Raw genomic sequence first — 23,478 nt, forward strand, 5'->3', positions numbered from 1 at the left:
GTGGTGGCCGAAAGCGGCCACTGACCTAGACAGGTCAGTTTGTTTACGCGGCCGTCACATGGCGCGGCGGCCTCGAGGGTGGCGTCGAGGGTGGCGTCGGCAGGCTAGACCCACCCCCGACGGGCAGCCTCGACCCCGGCGTGGAACCTGTTGCTCGCGCCGAGCTCGGCGAACAGCTCACGCAGTCGGCGCCTCAGGGTGCGGGGCGAGATGCCGAGCTGGCGGGCGATGACCTCGTCGGTCGCTCCCGCCGCGACGAGGGCGAGCACGTCGCGCTCGTCGGCGCTGGGCGCGCGGGTCGACTCCGGAGGCGCGGCGGAGGGCTGCGACGTCGGGTGCCCCGCGCGGGCGGCCGGCGTCGTGCCGGGGCCGGAAGCCGACCCCCTCTCGGGAACTCCGGATCGCGGCGACGCATCGGTCGCCGCCGCGGCCAGCCGGGCGGCGACGGCCGCCCAGTCCTGATCGACCGACGCCGTCGCGGGCTCGTGCGACGGCACCGGCACGGCACTGCGCCAGCGCGACTCGAAGAGCTCGCACAGGGCCTCGACCAGCGGGGCGGACTCGGTGACCAGCGCCTCCGGCGCTCCCTCGCCGAGACCGAGCGAGACGAGCGCGACGCGACGGTCGACGATGGCGAGCTTGACGGGCAGGTCGGAGGCGACCCGCGCCTCCTCGCCCTCGGCGCCGAGGCGGTGCACGCCGGCCCAGCTGCCGTCGGCGGCGAAGCTGGCCACGGCGTAGACGGCGCGCCACCGGACGCCACGGCGGAGAGCCGTGCGCTGCGTCGACTCGTTCGACGCGACGACGTAGGGCGGGCGGTCGAAGGCCATGAATTCCGACTGGGCGCGGTGCTCGAGTCGCGAGTACCAGTCGCCGACCTCGGCGGACCCGACGACGACCCGGGTGAGGCCGCTGGGGTCATGGCGGTCGCGCCCCCGGTCGAACAGATCGGCGAGCGACCCGATGCCGGCGCGCACCTCGACGAGTCGCTCGGCCTGCGCCGTCACGAGTGCAGGAACGGCGACGCGGGGGTCGACGGCGGCATAGGGGTCGTCGAGCCGTGAGCCGCGGTGCACGAGGCCGAGGGTGCGCAGGCGCTCGAGCGCGGCGTGGGCGTCGTCGGGGGCGAGACCGAGCGCGGTCTGCACGGCAGTCGTGTCGGCTCCTCCGGAGAGCACGACGCCGTAGACGGCCGTGGTGGTGGGGTCGAGCCCGAGTGCGGCGAGCGGCGGCAGGGCCGGCTCGGCGAGATGGCCTGAGTTCGCCGCGGCGGGGGCGTCGGGGTCGGGGGCGTCGTCGGCGCGCGCGAGGTCGGTTGCGTCGTCAGGAGTCGGGTCGACCATCCCCCGATCCTGCCCTGTCCCGGGCCGGGGCGTGTGCGACGCGTCCTGCTCTTACCACCGACACCGCGCCTCCTGCTCTCGTCCCGTCGGCGTCACGACACGCGTGACACCCGTTCGAGGGTCGTTCATGTCTCGCCCCCCGGTCGTTCACGCGGCGTTCGCTCGGCGCGAGTCAGCTGGCGCGGTCGGGCATCAGGTCCGTCGATCACGATCACGATCACCAGGAGCAGAAGTGACCCCGAGAACCCGCCGCCCCCACGCGGCCCTCGCGACCGGAGCGCTGGCGTTGACCGCCGGCCTCGCGCTCGCCCTCAGCCCCGTCGCCGCCTTCGCGGCCCCCTCCCCCGCGCAGAACGGCGGAGCCGCCCGACACGGCGGTGTCGACAAGACACAGAACCTGCTCGACTCGATCAAGGGCACGACGGCGAAGAACGTCATCCTGCTGATCGGCGACGGCATGGGCGACAGCGAGATCACGTCGGCGCGCAACTACGCGTACGGCGCCGGCGGAGTCCTGCCCGGCATCGACGCGCTTCCGCTCACCGGTCAGTACACGACGTACTCGCTCTACAACTCAGGCCCGAACAAGGGCAAGCCCGACTACGTGCCCGACTCCGCCGCGACCGGCAGCGCCTGGGCCACGGGGACGAAGACGTACGACAACGCGATCTCCGTCGACATCGACGGAACCCCGCAGGACACGCTGATCGAGATCGCCAAGGCCAACGGCCTGAAGACGGGCAACGTGTCGACGGCCGAGATCCAGGACGCGACGCCGGCCGTCCAGGCCGCGCACGTCGCGGCCCGCAGCTGCTACGGCCCCGACAGCGCCTCCTGCGGAGCCGACGCCCTGGCCGCCGGCGGCCTCGGCTCGATCAGCGAGCAGATCATCGACACCCGCGCCGACCTCACCCTCGGTGGAGGCGCGGCCTCGTTCACGCAGACCGCCAAGGCCGGCGACTACTCAGGCAAGGCATTGTTCGACCAGGCGTCCGAGCGCGGCTACCAGGTCGTCCGCGACGCCGCGGGCCTGAAGGGCCTCACCGTCGCCGACCAGACGAAGCCGGTCCTCGGCACGTTCACGGACGGCAACTTCCCGACCCGCTTCGCGGCGACGACGGCCACCGTCGGCGGCGCCGACCTCGCGCCGACGACCTGCGCACCCAACCCGGCGCGTCTCAGCACCGACCTCTCGCTGCGCTCGCTCACCGAGAAGTCGATCGGACTGCTCGACACCGGCGACAAGGGGTTCTTCCTCCAGGTCGAGGGCGCCTCGATCGACAAGCGCGACCACAGCGCCGACGCGTGCGGTCAGATCGGTGAGGTCCTCGATCTCGACGAGGCCGTCCAGTCGGCCCTCGCCTTCGCCAAGGCCGACGGCAACACGATGGTCATCGTCACCGCCGACCACGCCCACACGAGCCAGATCGTCGACAGCACTCCCCCGGCGACGCTGAGCACCGCGCTCACCACGGTCGACGGCACCACGATGAAGATCGCGTACGGCACCGCGGCGGCCGGAGGCTCGCAGCAGCACACGGGCACCCAGCTCCGCGTCGCCGGCTACGGCCCGGGAGCGGCGAACGTCGTCGGCCTGATCGACCAGACCGACAACTTCTTCACCATCGCGAACGCGCTGCAGCTGAACCGCGACGTCGACTCGCTCAGCAAGGCCGCGACGATCACCGCACCTTCGACGGTCGCACCCGGTGCCACATTCACCGTCAGCGCCGCCGGCCTCGCCGGTGACCGCCAGACGACCGGTGTCGTGCAGAGCGACCCCGTCGCCCTGCCGCGTGCCGACGTCATCAACGGCGGCGTCAGCTATTCGGTCACGGCTCCGACCGAGCCCGGGGCCCACACGGTCACCGTGACCGGCTCGCAGTCGGGCACCGTCCTCACCGCCGCGTTCACCGTGGCCGACCCGGCGACCCCGGGTGCCGGCACGGGCACGGGTTCTGGCACCGGCGCGGGTGGCACCGGTGGCGGTTCAGGAGTCGGCGGCACCGGACCCGCCGCCGCGGGCCCCGCCGGCCTGGCCTTCACCGGCGCGACCGTCCTGCCCGCCGCCCTGGCCGCGCTCGCCCTGGCCGTGCTCGGCACGATCCTCGTGCTGCGTCGCCGCCGGCTGACGGACGTCGCCGCCGGCTCGCTCGCCGCGGGCTCGGACGCCGACGAATCAGGCATGCGCGCGTAGGCAGCACCGCACCCCGCAGGAGGCGCGGGTCGGGTCTCGTGACCCGGCCCGCGCCTCCTGCGCTTCCGCCGTTACGCCGAGACACCCAGAAGTCGCCGAGACACCCCGGGATTCACGGGTGTCTCGGCGACTTCTGGGTGTCTCGAGCGTGCGGCGGCGCGTCAGGCGTCCGCCGGGCCTGCGGTGGGGGCCCGCCCGCGGGCGGTCAGGAGATCTCGCTGAGCAGCTCCGCGACGGTGAGGCGCTCGCGTCGGTTCTGGATGCGGTTCCAGCGCCGGTACGCGGCCTTGACGGTCGCCTCGTCGAGCTCGAGCAGCTCGAAGAGACCGGCGAGCTCGCTCCCGGTGAGATCGGCGGCGACGAGGGGGAGCTTGTACTCGGGGCTGGCGTACGGCTGCCGGGCGAGGAGCTCCCGCACTCCGGGGTCGTCCTCGCGCTGCTCCATCAGGAGGATCACCGTCCGCGACCGAGGGGCCGACAGGACGAGCGACGACCGCACCTGCGGATCGGGGTCCACCGCGAGGGCGATCTCGATGGCGAGCGGGAGGTCCTCGTCCCCGGCGAGGTCTCCCCTCTGCCACGGGTCGCCCTGGATCGCGACGAGCATGTCCGGGTGGACACCGAGCGACGCCTCGCCGCGGGTGCGCGGCGTGGAGGCACGGCGGGCGTCGGCCTCCGAGTAGCGGGCGGCCGGGAAGCCGGTGCCGGCGTAGACGGTGTGCGCGACGGGCAGCGAGGTGAGCGTCTCGTGCAGGACCGTGGCCGCCTCCTGGACGGCGGCGCCGGTGACGTCGCCGTCGGCCGAGACGAGGGCCGCCTCGTAGGCGTCGAGTGCCGCCCGGTGGTTCGCGACGGACGTGCGGAACATCGTGCGACCCTCGGGTCCACCCGATCGCGGCGGGTCCAGATGTACCTGGACCGACCCGAGGGGCGGCAGGTCTCCCCGGCGATGGCCCCCGCCCGACGACACGGCGGTGAAACCCTCATCTTCTGCGCTCATGAGGTGACGATAGCGGCCGGCCAGCCGCCGGGCCGTCGGTTCGTCAGGCCGTCGGTTCGCCGGGCCGTCGGTTCGTCAGGCGAGGCCGAGTTGCTGAGCGATGCCGAGCTCGTCCGTGCTGCCCCAGCGCTCGCTCGCACGGCCGTCGCGGAACCCGATCACCTGCACGTTGCGGATGCCCGTGAACCGCCGACCGGTCGCGGCATGACCCATCCACTCCCCGGTGTGGGTGCCGGCGAGGGTCGAGATCGTGATGACCTTCGACGGGGTCGCGATCGTCTCGACGTCGGATCGTTCGACGTCCGAGAACGACGTCCCGAACTGCTCCCAGAACCAGGCGATTCCTGAACCACCGGCGGGCTGCCCCGGCGCCGCGTCGTGATCGACGAAGTCCTCCGTGAAGCGCTCCTCGAGCGGGCGCGCCTGATCCCGCATGCGATCCCGTGCCTCCACCGTCGACTGCGCTCCGACTGTCACTTCCACGGCCATGTCCTCCGCCTCTCCTGAGTTCGACGCGACGAGGACGACACCACGCCGCCGCGGCAGCGACGTGCCGCCGCGGCCCACCGTAGGACTCGCCGCCGGATCGGGTTCAGGTGAGCACGACCCCGACCGACGGTGAGCCCCGAGGAGGCGCGGACAGCGACCGAAGACCGGTCACGTCGGCCACGTCGACGTCCGCACCGCGCTCGACCTCGGAAGACCGGCGCCGCCGACCCCGAAGGATCGACGGCGCCGGTCGGGACGATCAGCGTCGCGTCACCCCTTGACGCCTCCCGCGCTCAGACCCGACTGCCAGAACCGCTGCAAGAACAGGAACGCGACGACGAGCGGCAGGATCGACACGAACGATCCCGTGAGCACGGTCGAGAACAGCACCTGCGCTCCACCGCCTCCGGTCGCGGCCTGCTGCCACTGGGCGAGACCGACCGTCGCCGGATAGAGGTTGGGGTTGTTCAGCATGATCAACGGCAGGAAGTAGTTGTTCCACGTCGAGACGAGCGCGAACAGCAGCACCGTGACGACACCCGGCGCGAGCAGCCGCGACGAGATCGTCAGGAAGATCCGCAGCTCACCCGCCCCGTCGATGCGGGCCGCCTCGAGCAGGCTGTCGTCGACCGCCTCCGACGCGTAGACCCGCATGAGGTAGACGCCGAACGGGCTGACGAGCGACGGCAGGATGATCGCCCACGGGGTGTCGACGAGGTTCGCCGCGCTGAACAGCAGGTACGTCGCTCGCGACCGTGTACAGCACCGTGTTGCCCATCCAGTGCAGGAAGATCCCGTCCTGGAAGGTGAACAGCTGCGTGATGTTGTCGCCGAGGGCGAAGGTGCGGCCGAACGCGAGACCGAACGTGCTGAAGATATCGGCGTTCGTCTTCTGGCCTGCACCGCCAACCAGACGAGCGGCACGAGGAAGTACGCCAGCGTGATCCACAGGATCACGGTCAGGATCGGCGCCTTCTTCTTGCTGCGCTCGACGCGACGTCGCGGACGGCGCCGACCCGCGCCTCCTGAGTTCTCGAGACGGCGTGCGGGTCGGTCGGTCGCCGTGGCGCCGGCGGTCTCGAAGGGTGCGGGTGAGTGACCCCTCTGCCTCTCCTCTTTCGTGGGGCACTGAGAAGACGGAGTCCTGGCAGCCGTCGAAGAATCGACTAAGGATCTGGTGCCAGCCGCCCCCGAGCCCGGCCGTGTCGTGGATGCTGGCGTGAGGCATGTTCGGGGCGTGGGACGCCCGAGCGCGTCGCCGGGTATCCCTCCGAGACGATCGACGGGGTGAGAGGGCGCATGATGCCGGACAGGGACGAGGCGCGCGGGCTCGTGGTGGTCGCCGAGGACGAGTCGGCGATCGCGGACGTCGAGCGGATGTATCTGCAGGACGCCGGCTTCCGAACCCTCCTGGCTCGCGACGGGTACGACGCACTCGCCCAGATCCGTCGTTCGTCCCCCGTCGCCGCCGTGCTGGACATCGGGCTCCCGGGCCTCGACGGACTCGAGATCCTCCGCACCCTGCGGCGGGAGGACGACTGGACACCGGTCGTGCTCGTGACGGCACGGGACGGAGAGGTCGACCGTATCCTCGGCATCGAGCTCGGCGCGGACGACTACCTGACCAAGCCGTTCTCCGGTCGGGAGCTCGCCGCGCGGGTTCGCGGACTCGTCCGTCGCACGGGCGTCCGGGCCGGCAGCATCATCACCGCCGGTCCGGTGAGCATCGACCGCGACCGGCGAGTCGTCACGGTCGACACCCGGCCCGTCACCCTGACGACCACCGAGTTCGACCTGTTGGCCCATCTCGCCTCGGAGCCGGGGCGGGTGTTCGAGCGCTCCCAGCTGCTCAGCGCGGTCTGGGGCGTCGCCGACTTCAGCGGAACGCGGACCGTCGACGTGCACATCGCACAGCTGCGCGCGAAGCTCGGGCCGACCGTCGCCGTCCGCACCGTGCGCGGTGTGGGCTATGCCTTCGATGCCGAACCACCCCGATGACCCGCGTGCTGACCGACGTGCTGAGCCGCATGCTGCCCCGGAGCCTGACCGGCCGCATCGTGCAGACGACCATCGCGGTCGCCGTGATCGCCGTCGTCGCGGTCTCGATCGCCGGATTCCAGTTGGTGAGACAGGAGTCGTTGATGCAGACGGCTCTCGTCCTCCGGACGAGCGCGCAGGCCATCGCGGCGTCGCCGGCAGACGAGCGAGAGGCCCTGGCGACGGAGCTGGCCCAGCGAAGCGACGGCCGTATCCAGATCGCCTTCGGCGGCACCGGCACCGGCACCGTCTCGGCACCCGGCCTGTCCCTCCCACCCCGGCTCGAACGGCGCCTCGCCACCGAGACCCAGGTCTCGGCGCGCGACGTCTCGGGAGGGCACACGCTGCTCGCCGAGGCCGTGCCCCTGCCGGGCGGCGGATCGGTGATCGCCATCGAGGACGCCTCGATCCTCCACGGCGACCGTGTCCTGGATCGTTTCGCCGTCGCACTCCTGGTGGGCCTGGCCGTCGCGGTCGGCCTGGGAATCGTGCTCGGCCGGTTCACGACGAGACCCCTGCGGGCGATCGCCGCCACCGCGACCCGCCTCGCCCGGGGCGATCGCGGCCTCGGCGACCGTGGTCTCGGCGACCGTGGTCCGGGCGATCGCAGCCTGGGCGAACGCGGTCCGGGCACGGTCGACGCCTCCATCGTCGGTCGGTCAGGATCGCGGGCCTCCGGCGGCCGGGCCACCGGGACGGGCGCCGCCGGGACGGGCGCGGCGGCCCGCGAGGTCGCGGAGATCCAGAACGCCCTCGAGGTACTGGACACGGAGCTGGCGCGATCGGAGAGCGCCCAGAGGGAGTTCCTGCTGTCGATCTCGCATGAGATCCGCACGCCTCTCGCCGCCCTGCGTGGTTACGCCGACGCGCTCGGGGACGGCCTCGTGCCCGGGCACGAGGTCCCGCGCGTGGCCGGCGTCATGCGTGCCGAGACGGAACGCCTGGATGCCTTCGTCACGGATCTGCTGGCCCTCGCCCGGCTCGAAGCGGACGACTTCGTCGTGCGACCCGAACCGTTCGACGTCGTCGGGTTGGTCGATCAGGCCGTCGAGGCCTGGAGCGGACGCGCGGCGACGGTCGGCGCCGTCATCCGACGGGAGTCGACCGTCGAGGACGTCGTCATCGTGTCGGACCCGCATCGGGTCCGGCAGCTCGTCGACGGTCTCGTCGAGAACTCGTTGCGCGTGTCCCCTCCGGGTGGCCTGGTCACCGTCGGCGTGTCCGCGACTCAGGACGACGCGGTGGTGTCCGTCACGGACGACGGACCTGGTCTCGACGCGTCCGACCTGCCGCACGCGTTCGTCCGCGGAGCCCTGCGCGACCGACACCAGGGTGACCGCCCGGTCGGCACGGGTCTCGGCCTCTCCATCGCCGCACGCCTGGCGGGACGGCTCGGTGCCACGGTCGAGGCGCGTCCGCGCGCCGCCGGCGCGGAGTTCCGGGTCTCGCTGCCTCGGGGACCGCACCCGACCGTCCGTGCCGCCCGCGCCTCCTCGTCCGTACACGATCCGTACACACGGCTGACAGAGGCCGAACACGACGGCAGCACCCTTCCCTCATGACCATTTCACCGATCATCGCCCCGCTGGCCGTCGCACTCGTCGCCGCCGGCACCATCACCGCGTCCGCGACCGGAGCGCTCGCCGCGACCCCGGCCTCCCCCGCCCCCACGTCGTCCGCGACATCGTCGACCTCCGGGCAGCACCACGAGCATCTCGGCAAGGACGCCACCCTGCAGCAGATCCAGGCCGCCGGGGCATCCGCGACGGCCACGCGGATCTCGAGACTGAACGCCGCGGTCACGAAGGTCGACGCGGACAAGACCCTCACATCGGGCGACCGCAGCGCCGTGCTCTTGAAGCTCCAGAACGGCCTGACCGGCATGCAGCACCTGCAGTCCTCCCTCGCCGGCGACACCACTGCTGCACAGGCCCGCACCGACTACACCGCCGTCTTCGCCCAGTACCGCGTGGTCGCGGTCGTGCTGCCGCAGGAGCGCATCGTGCGGGAGGCCCACCGCGTCACGTCGACGACGCTGCCCCACCTCCAGGCCGCGGAGAAGAAGCTCTCCGACCGGTTGACCACGCATGCGGCAGCGGACTCGACCGCGGCGAAGACGGCGCTGGCCGACCTGCAGAAGCAGATCGCGACCGTCCAGTCCGACAACCAGGGGCTCGACGCGGCCGCCCTCGCCGTGACGCCTGCGCAGTACGACCAGGCGCACACCGCGATCAGCTCCGTGACGTCCACGGCGACGGCCCTCAAGAGTGCCGTGGCCGCGGCACGGAAGGACATGCAGACCATCCGACAGGCGTTGCACGGATGACGTCCTACAGACCGAGGAGGAGGGCTCGACGGAATCGCCGTCGAGCCCTCCTCCTCGGCACCGTTCTGGTCGTGGCCACCATCGCCGCCGTCGGCGGTGTCGCTCTGACCTCGCGGGGAGCGTCCCCGACCGCCTCCCGCGCGCCGTCCGCCATGCCGGCGCCGGCCGCCACACCGAGCTCGTCGGCGACACCGGCACCGGTCGCCACGCCGGCGCCGGCCGCCACACCGAGCCCGTCTGCTGCACGGGCACCGGCACCGACGCCGACTCGTCCTGAATCCGCACTCGCGGCCGGCAGCCCCGTCGTGACCATCGGCGACTCGATCATGGCCGGGTACGGGCTCGACGATCCGGCCACCAGCGCCTGGCCCGTCCGCCTCGCCGTCCAGACCGGAGCCGTCGTCGTCAACGACTCCTGCAGTGGCGCCGGTTTCATCTCCTTCGGAGACTGCGGAACGACCTATGCGGGGCTCGTCGCGGCCGCGGCGGCGGCGCATCCCGGTCTGATCGTCATCCAGTCCTCCGACAACGACCTCGGGGAAGACCCGAGCACGCTCGCGGCCGCGACGAACCGGACCGTCCAAGCCCTGCGAGCGGCTGTGCCGAACGCCCGCATCGTCGGCCTCTCCACCCTGTGGAACCAACCCGGCGCCGTTCCCGCCGAGGTCTCCGAGTCGAGCGACGACCTCCGGCTGGCACTCGCCGCCGTGGGCGGGTCCTTCATCGACATCGGCCAGCCCCTCGCCGGGCACTCAGGCATGTTGCAGGACGACGACGAGCACCCCACCGACGCCGGCCAGGAGGCCCTCGCGACGGCGATCCTCGCCGACCTCCGCGCCTCGAACGTCTGACCGACCCGGGCGGCCGCGGTCCCGGTGCGACCGGGGGCCGTCCCGGTGCGGACGGCCCCGGTCCCGGTGCGGCCGGCCCCGGTGCGGCCCGTGCCGGTCAGCGGCCGCGCCGGGAGAGCACCCGGGCGAACAGGATGACGAGCAGGCCCGACGCCGGCACGATCAGGAGTCCGTAGCGCAACGCCGTGGCGTCGGCGATGGCCCCGATGAGCGGGGGCGACACCAGGAAGCCCACCCGCAGCAGCCAGCCGATGATCGTGAGCCCCGTGCCGGGCCGGAACCCGGGGATCTCGTCCGCGTTCTGCATGGCCGACGGGATGAGGGTGGCGACACCGAATCCTGCGACACCGAACCCGACGATGGTGCCGATCACGCTCGGGAACGCGAGGGCGGCCCCCAGACCCACGACGACGAGGACACCGCCGCTGCGGGCCACGGCCCGCTGGCCGAACCGGTCGGTCATGCGGTCGCCCAGCAGGCGCCCGACGAACTGCATCCCCTGGAGCGAGATGAAGCCGAGACCTGCGACGAAGGCGGACGTGCCGAGGCTGTCGGAGAGGTAGATCGCGGACCACGAGCTTCCGGAGTCCTCGACGATGGCGCCCACGGACGCGATGACGACGAGGGCGAGCAGCACGCTGTAGCGGGCCACGAGACCGAGCGCCTGCGGTGACGAGCCGCGGGCCACCCCGGCGTCGACGATCGCCTCGTCCTGAGCAACCGACGCGTCCGCGGCGCTCGTCGGCGCTGCCGCATCCGCCGCAGCCCCGGCCCCGGCCACATCCGCTGCCGCATCCGCCGCAACCGGCTCCGCACCGGGCAGGAGCCACCGGTACGCCAGCACCGCGGCGATCCCGAGCAGCACGCCGGAGAGGGACAGGTGCACCAGCAGGGGCACCTCGAGCTGTGCCGCGACCGCTCCCATGGCTCCGCCCGTCACCGCACCGACCGACCAGACGGCGTGGAACGAGTTGATGATCGACCGCCCGTAGAGGCGCTGCACGCGAAGGCCGTGCGAGTTCTGCGCGACGTCCGCGATGGCGTCCATGGCTCCGGCCAGGAACAGCGCGAGCGCCAGCACGAGCCACCCCGGCGCGATGCCCGTCAGCAGGATGCCCACGGCCGCGACGAGCGTGGCCGCGACGGCGACGCGCGAGGAGTGGAAGCGGCGGATCAGGAGCCCCGCACTCAGCCCTGCGATGAGCGCACCCACCGGATACGCCGCGACAGCCGTGCCGAATGCCGCGTTGGTCAGGTCGAGGTCCGCCTTGATCTGCGGATACCGCGGCAGCAGGTTGGCGATCAGCGCGCCGTTCGTGAAAAAGAGAACGCTGACGGCGATGCGGGCGCGACTGGCGTCGCGAGAGGGGGTCGCCGCCGTGGCCGTGGTCGTGAGGGAGGGCGTGGTCATGGGAGAACGATCCGATCTGAGGAGGCCGGCGGGGCCCTGGGTCCGCGCACCCGGAGGTGCCCCGGACACGAACGAGTGGTCTGGAAAGTCAGGAGGAGCGGGTCGGCTCAGAGGGCAGGTGCGGGAGTCCTTCTCCGCGCCAGGGCCGCGGCGGCCTCGTCGGGAGACCATCCGGTCGACGCGATCGCCTCGAGCACCCGCGCGCGGGTCACCGGCTTGACGGTATCGATGTCGTTCACGACTCGGGAGACGGTCTGATACGAGACGCCGGCCACGCGGGCGACGTCCTTGATCGTCGGACGAGGCACGGTGGGGCGCTCGCCTTTGCGCGCCTCCTCGATCGACCCGTCAGCGGTCGAATCGTTTTTATGAACATTCACGGTGTTCATTCGAACACACAAGTTAGGATCTGTCCATGCAGATGGAAGTCCGCCACCGAGAGATCCTCGACGAGCTCCACCGGTCGGGCCGCGTCCAGGTCGACGATCTCGCCGACCAGCTGGGCACGTCGGCGATGACCATCCGACGCGACCTCGAGCATCTCGCCGGCGTCGGAGCCCTGCGCAGGGTCCGGGGCGGTGCCGTCGGAGCCGCGCTGCACGGCGAGGGGTTCCCGTTCTCCGTGCGAGCGGTCGAGAACGAAGACCTCAAGGCGCGACTCGCGGCTGCGGCGGTCGCCTACATCGACGACGGCGAGGCCGTGATCGTCGACAGCGGCACGACCGGCGCGGCGGCGGCGGCCGAACTCGCGCACCGACGGGTGACCGTCATGCCCCTGTCCCTCCAAGGGATCGCCGCGCTCGCGACCAGTCATTCGGTCAATCTCGTCCTCTCGGGCGGGTCCGTGCGAGGAGTCGAGGGCACGATCATCGGTCCGATCGCCGAGCGGACGATCGCGTCGCTGCGATTCGACACGGCCATCTTGACGGCCTGCGCAGCCGACCCGGCTGCGGGCGTGACCGCCTTCGACCTCGGGGACGCGGCGATCAAGCAGGCGCTCGTCGCGGCCGCGGCACGCACCATCCTGATCGCGGAAGGCGCGAAGTTCTCCCTCCGCTCCCTGGCGATCGTCTGCGCCCTCGAAGACGTCGACGTCCTCGTGACCGACTCGTCGGCCCCACCCGCCGTGCTCGACCGGTTGCGCGAGGCGGGCGTGCAGGTCACCGTCGTCTGACGCCCCGTCGGAAAGTCAGGAGGCGCGGGTCGGCCGACCCGCGCCTCCTCGTGTCTCCGAGGACTCAGACGGTGGCGCCCTGCATCGCATCGGCCAGCAGCTCGACCGAACGGAGGCGCGCCTCCGTGGTCGGTGACTGATGCGCGACGATCAGCTCGTCGGCGTCGGCGGTGCGCGCGAACTGCTGCACGTACTCGCGGACGTCGGCGGGGGTACCGACCGCCGAAAAGGTCGTCATGCTCGCGACGTGCGCTCCGGCCGGAGTTCTCAACAGGTGATCGAGCTCGGCATCGCTGAACTCGCGGCCGGGCCCGACCTGGCCTCCGCGCGACAGCAGACCGGCCAGGCGGATGCGCTTGATCGCGGCGAACTGCTGCTGCGCGTCATCGGCGTCGTCGGACGCGATCACGTTGAGGCCGGCGAGCACGTACGGCTCGGCCAGCCGCGCGGACGGCTGGAACTCGCGGCGGTAGACGGCCACCGCGTCATGCAGCGCGTCCGGGGCGAAATGCGAGGCGAACGCGTACGGCAGGCCGAGGGCCGCCGCGAGCTGGGCGCCGAACAGCGACGACCCGAGGATGTACAGCGGCACGTTCGTGCCCCCGCCCGGAACGGCCTGCACGCCCGCGACGCGCGACTCGCCGGCGAGGTACGCCTGAAGTTCCAACACGTCCTGCGGGAACCGCTCGGACGCCGCCATGTCACGACGCATCGCGAGGAACGTGGCCTGATCGCTGCCCGGCGCACGGCCGAGCCCGAGGTCGATGCGCCCCGGGTACAGCGTCTCGAGCGTGCCGAACTGCTCGGCGATCACGAGGGGCGAGTGGTTCGGGAGCATCACGCCGCCGGCCCCGAGACGGATCGTCGACGTCTGCGATGCCACGTGACCGATCAGGACGGCGGTCGCACTCGACGCGATCGACGACATGTTGTGGTGCTCGGCGTACCAGACCCGGCGGTATCCGTGCCGCTCCGCCTGCTGGGCCAGGGCGACACTGGCCGCGAAACTGTCGCGCGCCGTCTCGCCGGGGGCGATCGGTGCGAGGTCGAGGACGGAGAGCGGAATGGTCATGGTGACGACAACGCAGGAGGCGCGTCGAACGTTCCCGCATCGGCGTGGCTCGGGAACCGGGCCGATGTCGTTCCGCCTGAAAAGCCGACCGGCCGACCAGGATGGACGCATGACGCTCGAGCTCGCCCCCGCCTCGGCCAGCGCGCCGACCGCGCCGGCACGCCGGGCGCCGACCGCGGCGGAGCGCGGGGCGGCGCGGGATCGGACGCTGACTCAGGCAGCCGTCTTCCCCCGCCTGCGCTACATGGGCTCGAAGTACCGGCTGCTGCCCGAGTTGCACGACGTGTTCGCGTCGGTCGGCGGTCGCACGGCGCTCGACGCGTTCAGCGGATCGGGCGTCGTGTCGTACCTGCTCAAGGCCTCGGGGTTCGCGGTGACGTCGAACGACTTCCTGACCTTCCCCGGCGTGATCGCCCGGGCCACGGTCGCCAACGACCACGTGACCCTCGACGCCGAGCTGGTCGAGACGATCTGCGGCCCGCCGGCCGACGACCGCGACTTCATCAGGAGCACCTTCGACGGCGTCTACTTCGACCGGGACGACCTGGCCTTCCTCGACTCCGCGTGGAGCCACATCGACGCCCTGACCGGGGCCGAGCGCGACCTGGCGCTGAGCGCGCTCGTCCTGAGCGCTGCCCGCAAGCAGCCGCGGGGCGTGTTCACGTACACCGGCGCGCGCTACGACGACGGGCGTCGGGATCTCAGGCTCACGATGGCCGAGCACTTCCGCGAGCGCGCCGCCGAGTACAACGCGACCGTGATGGCCGGCGCCGCCGCACTGCCCCACCGGGTCTCGACCCTCGACGCGCTCGAGCTGTCGCCGCTCGCCGTCGACGACCACCCGTACGACGTCGTCTATCTCGATCCGCCCTACGCGCCTCCTCGGGACGACGCGGACTACATCAAGCGGTACCACTTCTTGGAGGGGCTGAGCGTGTACTGGCGCGACCGACCGATCATGCCGGACACGAAGACGAAGAAGCTCGAGAAGAAGTACACGCCGTTCGCGTACGGCCGGAGTGTCGAGGGCGCGCTCGACGCGGCCGTCGCCCGCTTCGACTCCGCAGGAGCCGTCGTGCTCTCGTCGTCGTCGAACGCGCTGCCCGGGGCCGAGCGCATCGAGCAGATCCTGAGATCGCATCGCGCCGACGTCGAGCTGCACCGCATCGGCCACACCTACAGCTTCGGCACGCATTCCGCGGCCCGCCGGACGAACGTCGACGAGTACCTGTTCGTCGCGAGGCACGCGTGATCGCGCAGGGGCCGGGGCACCGAACGCCGCCCGGCGGCGTCCAGCCGTTCGAGGACTACCTGGCGAGCCTCGGCCCGATGAGCAGTCATGTCGATCCGACCGTCCCGACCGACGAGAGCGCCTACATCGAGCGAGCGGCGGCGGCGCTGGCCGTGCTCGACCTCGACAGCGACCTCGACCCGATGCCGTCCCCGATGCCGTCGCCGACGCCCTCACCGTCGCCGTCGCGCGTGCGAACTCAGGACGACGGCATGCTGGCCGGTCTCGACTTCGGCCTCGAGCTCGAATCCGCGTCAGCGATGTCCGGAGTTGGCGACGACACCGCGGGCAACGACGGCACCCACGGCGTCGACGGGGCTGCTGGCGCCGACGACACCCCGCACGCCGACGCGTCCGCGGACCTGCCGGCTCGCCGCGCCCTCGCGGCCTGGATCGCCGCCGAGCCCGATCGGGTGCCGGTGCTGGGTCTCAGCGTGGGCTTGTCCCGCGAACGCCTGAAGAACGCGCTGCGGCACGCCTTCGACACCCCGAGCTGGGGCCGTCTCGCTCGCGAGCGGGCCGACGACCTGGTGCGGCATCTCGACGTGGAGTTCGGCCTCGTCGCGTCCCTGCGCGCCCAACGCGATCGCACGTACACCTTCGGCGACGTGCTCGTGGCCCGGGCGGGCACCCGCGTCTCGGCGGTCCGCGCCGGGACGTCAGGCAGGAGGCTCGAGGACGAGATCGAGACGATCGCCCGTGACCTGGGTCTGCCGTCGCAGACCCGCACGCGCTTCGGCGGGCGCAACGGTCTCACGGCTCCCTGCGATCTCGTCATCCCGTCGGCCGCGCAGCCCGACATCGTCGTGGCCGCGAAGGGCTTCGATTCGACGGGCTCGAAGCTCACCGACGCGGTACGCGAGATCGAGGAGATGGCTCAGGTGCGCCTCCCCCGTCAATTCGTGATCGCGGTCATCGACGGGATCGGCTGGAAGAGCAGGCAGTCCGACCTGCGCCGCATCCATGCGCTCTGGGAGTCGCATCAGATCGACGGCATGTACACCGTCGCGACCCTGCCGAGGTTCAGGACGGACCTCGCCGAGGCAGCACGATTGCGCGGCCTGCTCTAGGTCGGCTCGCAGCTCGAGGTCGGCTCGCGGCGCTGAGCCGCCTCAGCTCGTGGCCGACCAGCCCAGCATCGGCGCGAGGTGGTTCGCGCCGTCGCGCAGGATCTGCGTGAACTCGTCCACCCCGAAGTCGAAGGGCAGCTCGAGGATGAGGTCATCGACCTCGCGCATGGCGGCGTTCGACGCCAGCTGCTCGACGATCCACTCGGACGGACCGACGAGATCGCGGTCGAACATCATGCCGCGCGGCCCGTGGGCGACAGAGGTGCGGGCACGCCGCGACTCGGCGTACTCCTCGTAGAGCCTCCGCTGGGAGGGCGACGCGGTGTCCGTGGGGATGATGACGGCGCCCTTGGCGACCCGCGCCTCCTGACCTGCCGGATGCGCGGCGCGGAACGCGGCGATCTGCTCGACCTGTGACTCGGCGAAGCGCGTGGCCGAGATCTCGCCGGGGGCACCGGCGAAACTCACGTTGCTGATGAGCATGCCGAGCCCCTGCTCACCGGCCCACGCCGCCGAACGCGGGCTCCCGGCGCCGTACCAGACACGGTCGGCGAGCCCGGGGCTCTGCGGTTGCACACTGCGGGTGTACCGCTCGATGCCCTCGACGCCTTCGAAGGAACTGACGTGCTCGCCCCGCACGAGCGCGAGGAACTTCTCGACCCGGGCGTAGCTGAAGTCCTGATGTTCCGACGCGTCACCGTAGAGGTGCTGCGCGATCTCGTCGTAGCCCCGGGGCTCGCCGACGCTGACACCGAGCTGCAGGCGGCCGCGCGAGAGAACGTCGACCGTGCCCCAGTCTTCGGCGAGACGGAAGGGGTTCTCCCAGCCGAGCGGCATGACGGCGGTGCCGAGGGTGAGCCGCGTCGTCCGTTGCGCCGCGGCCGAGAGGAAGGCGACGGGCGACGAGATGCCGAACTGCAGGTGACGGGTGCGGGTCCAGCCGCCGTCGAAGCCCTCGGCCTCGGCCCGTTCGAACAACGTGAGACCCTCGTCGAGGCCGGTGGCCGGATCGGCGCGATCGAAGGCGCCGAGGGTCAGGAACCCGAGTCTCCTGATCGGTCGACCCGTGTCCCGTGTCGTGCTCATCGCGCCAGCGTAGCCGGGAGCGCGGGTGAGTCAGGACCGGTCCGACCCGTCGAGGTCGTGGGCCTAGTGGGTGTCGTGAGCGTCGTGGGTCTCGTGCTCGTCGACCTGCCCGACCGCCAGCGCCATCCGCTCGAGGAACTCGACGACGGCCTCGGCCCGCTCGCCCTCGAAGCTCTCGGCCACCTCGAGCATGCGCTTGTGCATGGCGCCGAGGGTCGAGCGCACCTCGTCGTCGCTGTCGACCGTGGCCACGACGATGACGGCGCGGCCGTCGGTCGGGTGCGGACGACGGGCGACGTGACCGCTCTTCGACAGCCGGTCGATCAGGACGCTCGTGGACGCGGACGAGATGGAGAGGAACGCGGCGAGGTCCTTCGGGCTGACCGACTTGTCAGTGCGCTGCGCCTGCAGGAGATAACGCAGGGCCAAGAGGTCGGTCTCGCCCATGCCCATGGAGTCTCGGGTGCGTCGTCGCATCTCGGACTCCGCCGCGCGGTAACGACGAAGCGAGTTCAGGACCGCGACGCTCCCGCTGACACCCTGGCCCGGGTACCAGTAACCAGAGGAGCTCACATTGACGGTTGTCGACACCGATTCAGCGTATATCAGTCGAGCTAGAGAAACTAGCTAGATTGCTGAGAGCCCCCGATAACCGACGCCGATCGGCCCCGCGCCGGGCGTCGGCCCGTCAGGATGTCACCCCTTCTGGGGACCGCCTGTCCCCCGAACTGGGCCGGTGTCACCCATTGCCCGCATCGAGACGCTGCGGTTGCCTTAGGGGGCCGGCTCGTCAGGAGTCGATGACACTCACGATCAGGGGATGCCCGACGATGGACACCGCAGAATTCGACGCGAACGGTCACGTCGTCGGCAGCTCCCGCACGGTCACGGCACCACGTCGATCCGTTTCCGTCCGCCGCGAGCAGCTCGTCCCCCTGCGTCGCGCTCCGCGCTTCTACCTGACCTACCTGCCCAACCCGAACGACGGCACCGACCCGGCCCTGCCGCTCGGCTCCTGCCTCGTGCTCAAGTGCATCGGCGGCCGCCCGCCCCGCGACGTCGTCGTCGACCTGCCGACCGGCGCCGTGCGGCACTCGTCGAAGCTGCGCCGCGAGTCCGCGATCGGCATCGCGACGCCCGCCGAACTCGAGGCCGTGGTCGGCATCGGGACCGTCTTCGTGGAGTGGGTCTCGCGCGACGGCGTGACCCGCACCTCCTGGGTGAAGGTCCCGCCGATCCCCGCCCGCTACCTCGACCGCAGCGCCCGCTGACGCCGGCCGTGCCGCGGGCCTGAGAGGCCGACGCGGCCCGGCGTCCGAGCGCCCGCGCGTCAGCGCCGGTACGACGCGGCCGGGTGCGATTCAGGAAGGCGCGCGCCGCCGCTCGTCACCCGCTCGCGCAACGTCTCACCGTCGCGATAAGCGTCGCGCAGGCGGCCGCGCCTCCTCAGCTCGGGCACGACCAGGTCGACGAAGTCGGTCAACGTGTCGAACGAGTGGTACTGCCTCAGGTTGATGCCGTCGACACCCTCGTCGTCCAGCCAGCGCTCGATCTCGTCGGCGACGTTCTCCGGAGTTCCCGCCACGAAGAAGCGCCCACCCCAGGCCTCGTCGACGGCGTCGATCAGCTCCCCGACGGTGAGCCCGAGAGGCAAGGAGGCGGCGGCCGGGTCTCCTGACTTCCCCTCCGCCTCGAGAGCCTCGCCCACCGTCCGCGACCGGGGGTGCTCGAAGGCGTCGATCGGGATGCTCCGGTGGATGAGCTTGCCCTGCTCGCTCGCGAACGACCGGTAGAGCGCCAGCTTCGCGGCGACCTCCTCTTCGGTCGGCGCCGTGATGACACCGGCCTGCACGACGAATCGCACGTCGGACGCGTCGCGACCTGCGTCGACGGCGACGGCTCGCGTCGCCTCGGCCGTCGGGCCGAGCGCGCCTCCTCCGGTGAAGACGACCTCGGCGTGCCGGCCGGCGCGTTCGATGCCGTCCTTCGATGCCGTCGCGAGGTACAGCACGGGCGTGCGCTGGAGGCTCGGCTCGCTCAGGTGCGGACCCGCGACCTTGAAGTGCGTGCCGACGTGGTCGATCGGGTGCACCTTCGCGGGGTCGGTGTACACCCCGGCCCCGCCCGCGCCGGTCGGGTCCGCGAGGACGGCGTCGTCCTCCCACGACCCCTCCCACAGCTTGTAGACGACCTCGAGGAACTCGTCCGCGATCTCGTAGCGGACGCTCTTCGGGATCTCGGCGTCGAGGCCGAAGTTGCGCGCGGCGTTGGGAAGGTAGGAGGTGACGACGTTCCAGCCGACACGACCCTTGGTGAGGTGGTCGAGCGTCGACATGCGGCGGGCGAACGCGAACGGCGGCTCGTAACTGGTTGAGAAGGTGATGCCGAAACCGACGTGCTCGGTCACCGCGGCCATCGCCGGGACGACGAGCATCGGGTCGTTGTTCGGGATCTGCAGCCCCTCGCGCAGCGCCGGCGCCGGGCTGCCCTGGTAGACGTCGTAGGCGCCGAGCACGTCCGCGATGAAGATCGCGTCGAAACCGCCCTTCTCGGCCAGACGGGCGAGCGTCGTCCAGTAGTCGATGTCGGTGTACTCGCGCCGGTGGTTGCCGGGCAGACGCCACAGGCCGTGGGTGATGTGCCCCACGCAGTTCATCTCGAACAGGTTCAGGATCAGCTTCTTCGGTTCGCTCACGCGTCGATCCTCGCAGGGCGGTGCCGTGCGGCGCTCCCGCCGCGTCATCTACCGACGTGACGCGAGCGCGCTGGCGCGGTCACGCGGACCGCGTCACGCGGACCGTGTCACGCGGACCGCGTCACGCGGGCCGCGTCGGGAACTCAGGAGGCGCCGAAGACACGCAGCTCGGCCAGCCCCACGTTTCGTGTGGTGCCGCTCACGGAGGTGACCGTCAGTCGCACCGACGTGGTGGAGCGGGCCGCGAAGGAGACCGTCACCGCGCCTCCTGCGTTGTCGAGGGTCGGCACCGACACCGTGGAGCCGTCGGAGAACGTCAGCGTGCCGCCCGTGATCTGGTCGTCGGTGTTCGGCCGGTCGTAGAGCACGACCTGATCGACGGACTTCGCCTGGGCCCAGGTGACGGTGAGCCAGCTGCCTGCCCCGCCGCCGACTGTCGCCCACTCGTGCGCGGCGACTCCGGGGTAGCCGTCGGCGACACCGTCGATCGCCTTGGCCGCCGTCTGGCCGTCGGTCGGGTTCTCCGAGCTCGCGGTCGCGACGCCGCCGGTCGTGACGTCCGTCTGGACGGGCTGCGTCGGGGGCTGCGTGGGCGTGGTGCCCGACGGGGCGTCGGCCGAGTTCACGACGATCTCGGAGAGTCCGACGTTGCGCGTCGTGGCGGAGACTCCGGTGACGGTGAGCCTGATCGACGTCGTCGACCGGGCCGTGAACGAGACGGTGGTCGCTGTTCCTGAATTCGCCAACGTCGGCACCGCGACGGTCGAGCCGTCGGAGAAGGTCAGCGTGCCGCTCGTGATCTGGTCGTCGGTGTTGGGGCGGTCGTACAGGACGACCTGATCCACCGACCGGGCGGCCGACCAGGTCAGGTTCAGCCACGAACCCGATCCGCCGCCGACGGTCGCCCATTCGCGCGTCGCGACGCCAGGGTAGCCGTCCTTCACGCCGTCGATGGCTTTCGCCGCCGTCTGGTCGTCGGCCGTGTTCTGCGAGCTGGCCGTGGCGGTCGCTCCTGCGGTCACGTCGTATTGCGTCGACGGCACCGACGGCTGGGTCGGCGTGGTCGGGTCCGTCGGGGTCGTGGGCGCGGTCGAGCCGGCCAGGTACTCGCGCGACATCCAGTCGGCCTCGGGGTGGCCGTAGCAGGCGGCGTCGGAACCGCAGGTCTGGTTGTCCTTCGCGGCGTAGGCGTAGAAGGCCGAGCTCTTGGCCGCGATCTGCGCGCTCGTCAGGTTGGACGGCAGCGCCGCGATCGGGTAGCCCATGTAGCCGGCGAACGTGTGCGGCGTCGTGTAGCCCGCCTGGACCGTCTGCACGATGTAGCCGACCGTGTGGTGGTCGGGGTGGTCGCCGTCGTCGATCGGCCCCTTGTAGTCGAGCGTGTTGATCGCGGTCGGCTTGAGCGTCGTCATGATCGAGAGCAGTTGGGACTTCAGGGTCGCGAGCGTGTACGACGACAGCCCGTCGACCGTCGAGATGGACGAGATGACGCCCTGGTAGAGCTGCGGCAGGCTCGTGTGGCCCGTCGCCGCGAAGCCGTTGCCGTCGAGGCCTCCGTCGGGCAGCCGCAGGAAGATCAGGTTGACGCCCGTGTTCGCCTTGAGCTGGGCCTTGCCGATCGACTTGCCGTTGAGCTTCGTCGTGCTGGTCGTCCACGAGTTCGTGACGCCGAGCATCTTCGCGTAGGCCGCCTGCGCGCCTTGCTCGCGGCTCTTCCAGTAGGTCGTACCGCGGCCTGCATCTCCGGCGGTGACGTAGACGGTCGTGACGCACTTGCCCGCCGTCAGGTCGCTGACGAGGTTCTTGCTCTCGAACAGCAGGTCGTCGTCCTGATGCGCGAGCACGTTGAGGCTCGTTCCCGCAGCACACGCGGTGGCGGCCGAGGCCGAGCCCGTGCCGCCGACGAATCCTGACGCGCCGACCACGGCGATGACGCCGACCGCGAGGATCATGACGACCCGTCGCCAGCGAGAGGAGGCGCGGCGAGACGGGTGGGCGGTGGTGTCGTTTCGGGTCACGACGGTCTCCTGGCTGTGCCCCAGGTATCGCCGAGCGGCCCTCAGCGGACGGGTGAGCGCCGGGTGGGCAGGCAGCTCGGGTGCACCTGCGGAATTCGAGTGCCGCAGGGTCGCCTCGGGTGGCGACGCCTCCGTCGCGGGGGTCGGCGGAGTGCGGTGGATTCAGGGTAGATCGCGACCGCCCCTCGACCAAGGGACACCGACCCCAACTCGCGCTTCTCGACCCCCTTCTACCCCCGAATTGGGGGTGAGGCGGAGGCCCGCTTGACTCTCTCAGGTCGGAGAGGCAGGATCAGGCGTCCGAGGCTCGTACCCGACGAGAGGCCCCGACCATGGCTCGACGCCCTCTGTGGCGCGCGCGCACGCTCGCCATCGCTGCGCTGATCTGCGGCGTGCTCGCGATCGCCGTCGCGATCCCCCTGACCGCGCGAGCCGGCGACCCCGACGCCGCTCCGAAGCCGACCGCGTCGTCGGCGGACGGCGACGGTACTCCCTCGCGCGCCTCCTCGTCGTCGACTCCGCAGGATCAGGCGTCGCCGACGCCCGACGCATCCCCGACCGGAGGAGCCGACATGGCCTCATCCCACGGACCGAGCGGCGAGTCCATGCCCGTCGGCGACGAACCCGGTTGGACACAGGTGCTCGCCGAGGACTTCTCGACGCCCGTTTCCTCCGGAGGGTTCCCCGGGCCGTACGCGCACCAGTGGATGACGTACGACCAGATCGGCGACACCTGGGACGTCGCCCTCTACGACAAGAACGTCGTGACCGCCCACGACGGACTGCTCGATATCAACCTGCACACCGCCTCCGACGGGCGCCCGCGGGGTGCCGCGCCGATCCCGCTGATCGACGGCAAGTGGGGCGGCCAGACCTACGGCAAGTACTCGGTGCGCATGCGTTCGGACTATCTCGAGGGCTACGGCATGGCCTTCCTGCTGTGGGACGACGACAACGTCTGGGCGAACGGCGAGATCGACTTCCCCGAAGGCGGCACGGACGGCACGGCGGTCGCGTACAACCACGTGCTCGGCAATCCGTCCGAGCTGGCCCTCAAGGTCGACTCGGGTGTGACGTTCGACGCGTGGCACACCTACACGATCGAGTGGACGCCTACCGCGATCCGCTACCTGCTCGACGACCGTCTCGTCGCGACCGCCACGGACAACATCCCGACGACGCCCATGCACTGGGTGCTGCAGACCGCGACGACGGGCGCGACTCCTGATCCGTCGACCAACGGGCACCTACAGATCGACTGGGCGACGCAGTACCGGTATACGCCGTAGCGGCGGCCGCGGCGGAGGTACGCACGACGGCCGTGGGCGCGAGCGCGTTCGGTGCTCGCGGGCGCGGGCGCGGGCGCGAGCGCGAGCGACGGCCGCCGTCAGCGCCGGTTGCGCCGGTTGCGCCGGTTA

The 23,478-nt window shown here is 71.4% G+C and carries 22 protein-coding genes; 11 read left to right on the plus strand and 11 right to left on the minus strand.

Features of this window, described 5'->3' with window-relative positions; genetic code table 11:
- Positions 1–104: 104 nt before the first annotated feature.
- Positions 105–1,343, minus strand: coding sequence for a LuxR C-terminal-related transcriptional regulator (locus ACPEEZ_RS12205; protein WP_423919383.1), 1,239 nt, complete (start codon positions 1,341–1,343; stop codon positions 105–107).
- Between the two features lie 232 nt (positions 1,344–1,575).
- Between ACPEEZ_RS12205 and phoA the strand changes: the two genes are divergently transcribed.
- On the plus strand, positions 1,576–3,540 hold the full coding sequence (gene phoA / locus ACPEEZ_RS12210; protein ID WP_423919386.1) for an alkaline phosphatase: 1,965 nt from the start codon (positions 1,576–1,578) through the stop codon (positions 3,538–3,540).
- 205 nt (positions 3,541–3,745) lie between these two features.
- On the opposite strand, the gene ACPEEZ_RS12215 is transcribed toward phoA, so the two are convergent.
- The 3 genes from ACPEEZ_RS12215 to ACPEEZ_RS12225 all read right to left on the minus strand — a co-directional run bounded on the left by ACPEEZ_RS12215 (position 3,746) and on the right by ACPEEZ_RS12225 (position 5,767).
- Entirely contained in the window at positions 3,746–4,408 is a 663-nt protein-coding gene (locus ACPEEZ_RS12215) for a hypothetical protein (RefSeq protein ID WP_423919389.1), read from the minus strand.
- A 207-nt stretch (positions 4,409–4,615) separates the two neighbouring features.
- The gene (locus tag ACPEEZ_RS12220; RefSeq protein ID WP_423919391.1) at positions 4,616–5,023 is read right to left on the minus strand and encodes an ester cyclase; all 408 of its coding nucleotides are present in this window, start codon (positions 5,021–5,023) and stop codon (positions 4,616–4,618) included.
- A 276-nt stretch (positions 5,024–5,299) separates the two neighbouring features.
- Positions 5,300–5,767, minus strand: coding sequence for a carbohydrate ABC transporter permease (locus ACPEEZ_RS12225; RefSeq protein ID WP_423924272.1), 468 nt, complete (start codon positions 5,765–5,767; stop codon positions 5,300–5,302).
- Between ACPEEZ_RS12225 and ACPEEZ_RS12230 the strand changes: the two genes are divergently transcribed.
- The 5 genes from ACPEEZ_RS12230 to ACPEEZ_RS12250 all read left to right on the plus strand — a co-directional run bounded on the left by ACPEEZ_RS12230 (position 5,721) and on the right by ACPEEZ_RS12250 (position 10,243).
- Positions 5,721–6,128 carry a hypothetical protein gene (locus tag ACPEEZ_RS12230; protein ID WP_423924366.1) on the plus strand — a complete coding sequence of 136 codons (408 nt, stop codon included), beginning with the start codon at positions 5,721–5,723 and terminating at the stop codon, positions 6,126–6,128. The two genes, ACPEEZ_RS12225 and ACPEEZ_RS12230, sit on opposite strands and share 47 nt — an antisense overlap.
- A 200-nt stretch (positions 6,129–6,328) precedes the next feature.
- Positions 6,329–7,027, plus strand: coding sequence for a response regulator transcription factor (locus tag ACPEEZ_RS12235; RefSeq protein ID WP_423919394.1), 699 nt, complete (start codon positions 6,329–6,331; stop codon positions 7,025–7,027).
- A complete protein-coding gene (locus ACPEEZ_RS12240; protein WP_423919396.1) occupies positions 7,024–8,628 on the plus strand; it encodes a sensor histidine kinase in 1,605 nt (534 codons plus the stop codon). The genes ACPEEZ_RS12235 and ACPEEZ_RS12240 overlap by 4 nt, the downstream gene beginning before the upstream one ends.
- Complete coding sequence (locus tag ACPEEZ_RS12245) at positions 8,625–9,392, plus strand: hypothetical protein (protein ID WP_423919399.1); 768 nt, start codon at positions 8,625–8,627, stop codon at positions 9,390–9,392. Before ACPEEZ_RS12240 ends, ACPEEZ_RS12245 begins: the two co-directional genes overlap by 4 nt.
- Positions 9,393–9,463: 71 nt before the next feature.
- Positions 9,464–10,243, plus strand: coding sequence for an SGNH/GDSL hydrolase family protein (locus ACPEEZ_RS12250; RefSeq protein ID WP_423919402.1), 780 nt, complete (start codon positions 9,464–9,466; stop codon positions 10,241–10,243).
- Positions 10,244–10,340: 97 nt separating this feature from the next.
- Here the strand turns inward: ACPEEZ_RS12250 and ACPEEZ_RS12255 are convergent, their stop codons facing one another.
- Entirely contained in the window at positions 10,341–11,654 is a 1,314-nt protein-coding gene (locus ACPEEZ_RS12255; RefSeq protein ID WP_423919405.1) for an MFS transporter, read from the minus strand.
- Positions 11,655–11,761: 107 nt separating this feature from the next.
- Positions 11,762–11,962, minus strand: a complete 201-nt coding sequence (locus ACPEEZ_RS12260; protein WP_423919408.1) for a LacI family DNA-binding transcriptional regulator — start codon at positions 11,960–11,962, stop codon at positions 11,762–11,764.
- Positions 11,963–12,069: 107 nt separating this feature from the next.
- Here ACPEEZ_RS12260 and ACPEEZ_RS12265 point away from each other — a divergent pair, with 107 nt between their 5' ends.
- Complete coding sequence (locus ACPEEZ_RS12265; protein ID WP_423919411.1) at positions 12,070–12,828, plus strand: DeoR/GlpR family DNA-binding transcription regulator; 759 nt, start codon at positions 12,070–12,072, stop codon at positions 12,826–12,828.
- Positions 12,829–12,892: 64 nt separating this feature from the next.
- Here the strand turns inward: ACPEEZ_RS12265 and ACPEEZ_RS12270 are convergent, their stop codons facing one another.
- A complete protein-coding gene (locus tag ACPEEZ_RS12270) occupies positions 12,893–13,900 on the minus strand; it encodes an LLM class flavin-dependent oxidoreductase (RefSeq protein ID WP_423919413.1) in 1,008 nt (335 codons plus the stop codon).
- A gap of 109 nt (positions 13,901–14,009) precedes the next feature.
- Here ACPEEZ_RS12270 and ACPEEZ_RS12275 point away from each other — a divergent pair, with 109 nt between their 5' ends.
- A complete protein-coding gene (locus ACPEEZ_RS12275; RefSeq protein WP_423919416.1) occupies positions 14,010–15,152 on the plus strand; it encodes a DNA adenine methylase in 1,143 nt (380 codons plus the stop codon).
- A gap of 77 nt (positions 15,153–15,229) precedes the next feature.
- Positions 15,230–16,261 carry a hypothetical protein gene (locus ACPEEZ_RS12280; RefSeq protein ID WP_423919418.1) on the plus strand — a complete coding sequence of 344 codons (1,032 nt, stop codon included), beginning with the start codon at positions 15,230–15,232 and terminating at the stop codon, positions 16,259–16,261.
- A 42-nt stretch (positions 16,262–16,303) separates the two neighbouring features.
- Here the strand turns inward: ACPEEZ_RS12280 and ACPEEZ_RS12285 are convergent, their stop codons facing one another.
- Together ACPEEZ_RS12285 and ACPEEZ_RS12290 are read right to left on the minus strand one after the other, a co-directional pair.
- Positions 16,304–17,347, minus strand: coding sequence for an LLM class flavin-dependent oxidoreductase (locus ACPEEZ_RS12285; RefSeq protein ID WP_423919420.1), 1,044 nt, complete (start codon positions 17,345–17,347; stop codon positions 16,304–16,306).
- Between the two features lie 63 nt (positions 17,348–17,410).
- Positions 17,411–17,920, minus strand: a complete 510-nt coding sequence (locus ACPEEZ_RS12290) for a MarR family winged helix-turn-helix transcriptional regulator (protein WP_423919423.1) — start codon at positions 17,918–17,920, stop codon at positions 17,411–17,413.
- 257 nt (positions 17,921–18,177) lie between these two features.
- On the opposite strand from ACPEEZ_RS12290, the gene ACPEEZ_RS12295 reads away from it, so the two are divergent.
- Positions 18,178–18,618, plus strand: coding sequence for a hypothetical protein (locus ACPEEZ_RS12295; RefSeq protein WP_423919426.1), 441 nt, complete (start codon positions 18,178–18,180; stop codon positions 18,616–18,618).
- A gap of 59 nt (positions 18,619–18,677) precedes the next feature.
- Here ACPEEZ_RS12295 and ACPEEZ_RS12300 read toward each other — a convergent pair whose 3' ends face one another.
- Together ACPEEZ_RS12300 and ACPEEZ_RS12305 are read right to left on the minus strand one after the other, a co-directional pair.
- On the minus strand, positions 18,678–20,042 hold the full coding sequence (locus tag ACPEEZ_RS12300; RefSeq protein WP_423919429.1) for an NtaA/DmoA family FMN-dependent monooxygenase: 1,365 nt from the start codon (positions 20,040–20,042) through the stop codon (positions 18,678–18,680).
- A 143-nt stretch (positions 20,043–20,185) separates the two neighbouring features.
- Positions 20,186–22,060: a DUF7402 domain-containing protein gene (locus ACPEEZ_RS12305; RefSeq protein WP_423919431.1), complete on the minus strand. Its 1,875-nt coding sequence runs from the start codon at positions 22,058–22,060 to the stop codon at positions 20,186–20,188.
- A gap of 332 nt (positions 22,061–22,392) precedes the next feature.
- On the opposite strand from ACPEEZ_RS12305, the gene ACPEEZ_RS12310 reads away from it, so the two are divergent.
- Positions 22,393–23,349: a glycoside hydrolase family 16 protein gene (locus ACPEEZ_RS12310; RefSeq protein WP_423919434.1), complete on the plus strand. Its 957-nt coding sequence runs from the start codon at positions 22,393–22,395 to the stop codon at positions 23,347–23,349.
- The last annotated feature ends 129 nt before the right edge of the window (positions 23,350–23,478 follow it).

The sequence above is a fragment of the Frigoribacterium sp. 2-23 genome, assembly GCF_049601585.1.
In the GTDB taxonomy this organism is placed as follows: domain Bacteria; phylum Actinomycetota; class Actinomycetes; order Actinomycetales; family Microbacteriaceae; genus Frigoribacterium.

Excerpts from the sequence above, each read along its gene's own strand:
- ACPEEZ_RS12270 (WP_423919413.1), bottom strand. The coding sequence starts at position 13,900 with ATGACCATTCCGCTCTCCGTCCTCGACCTCGCACCGATCGCCCCCGGC.
- ACPEEZ_RS12285 (WP_423919420.1), bottom strand. The coding sequence starts at position 17,347 with ATGAGCACGACACGGGACACGGGTCGACCGATCAGGAGACTCGGGTTC.
- ACPEEZ_RS12280 (WP_423919418.1), top strand. The coding sequence starts at position 15,230 with ATGAGCAGTCATGTCGATCCGACCGTCCCGACCGACGAGAGCGCCTAC.
- ACPEEZ_RS12310 (WP_423919434.1), top strand. The coding sequence starts at position 22,393 with ATGGCTCGACGCCCTCTGTGGCGCGCGCGCACGCTCGCCATCGCTGCG.
- ACPEEZ_RS12235 (WP_423919394.1), top strand. The coding sequence starts at position 6,329 with ATGATGCCGGACAGGGACGAGGCGCGCGGGCTCGTGGTGGTCGCCGAG.
- ACPEEZ_RS12295 (WP_423919426.1), top strand. The coding sequence starts at position 18,178 with ATGGACACCGCAGAATTCGACGCGAACGGTCACGTCGTCGGCAGCTCC.
- ACPEEZ_RS12205 (WP_423919383.1), bottom strand. The coding sequence starts at position 1,343 with ATGGTCGACCCGACTCCTGACGACGCAACCGACCTCGCGCGCGCCGAC.
- ACPEEZ_RS12230 (WP_423924366.1), top strand. The coding sequence starts at position 5,721 with ATGATCGCCCACGGGGTGTCGACGAGGTTCGCCGCGCTGAACAGCAGG.
- ACPEEZ_RS12240 (WP_423919396.1), top strand. The coding sequence starts at position 7,024 with ATGACCCGCGTGCTGACCGACGTGCTGAGCCGCATGCTGCCCCGGAGC.
- ACPEEZ_RS12245 (WP_423919399.1), top strand. The coding sequence starts at position 8,625 with ATGACCATTTCACCGATCATCGCCCCGCTGGCCGTCGCACTCGTCGCC.
- ACPEEZ_RS12255 (WP_423919405.1), bottom strand. The coding sequence starts at position 11,654 with ATGACCACGCCCTCCCTCACGACCACGGCCACGGCGGCGACCCCCTCT.
- ACPEEZ_RS12265 (WP_423919411.1), top strand. The coding sequence starts at position 12,070 with ATGCAGATGGAAGTCCGCCACCGAGAGATCCTCGACGAGCTCCACCGG.
- ACPEEZ_RS12215 (WP_423919389.1), bottom strand. The coding sequence starts at position 4,408 with ATGTTCCGCACGTCCGTCGCGAACCACCGGGCGGCACTCGACGCCTAC.
- ACPEEZ_RS12275 (WP_423919416.1), top strand. The coding sequence starts at position 14,010 with ATGACGCTCGAGCTCGCCCCCGCCTCGGCCAGCGCGCCGACCGCGCCG.